The organism is Vibrio sp. SG41-7, assembly GCF_014164465.1.
Classification (GTDB): domain Bacteria; phylum Pseudomonadota; class Gammaproteobacteria; order Enterobacterales; family Vibrionaceae; genus Vibrio; species Vibrio splendidus.
This window is the reverse complement of the sequence record NZ_JACJFF010000462.1, coordinates 1-243: the sequence shown is the minus strand read 5'-3', so window position 1 is coordinate 243 and position 243 is coordinate 1. Positions and strand designations below refer to the sequence as shown.

Below are 243 nucleotides of genomic sequence, written 5' to 3'. Positions count from 1 at the left end.
GCACTAGAGTGTGGATATCCGATAGCAAGTGGTGTTATCGAAGGAGCTTGTCGGCATCTGATAAATGATAGATTAGATATCACAGGAGCTAGGTGGAGCCTTGATGGGGCTGAGGCAATCTTGAGACTACGCTCCGTTAAATCGAGTGGTGATTTACAGGATTACTGGAATTTCCATAAACAGCAGGCTAAACAAAGGCTGTATGGCTAAAATGTAACGTGTCGATTCAAAAGAACCACACCC

At 44.4% G+C, this 243-nt stretch carries 1 pseudogene; it reads left to right on the top strand.

What is annotated here, in order from left to right:
• Positions 1 to 210: pseudogene (locus tag H5300_RS27600) on the top strand (ISKra4 family transposase); the annotation flags it as partial.
• Between the last annotated feature and the right edge of the window lie 33 nt (positions 211 to 243).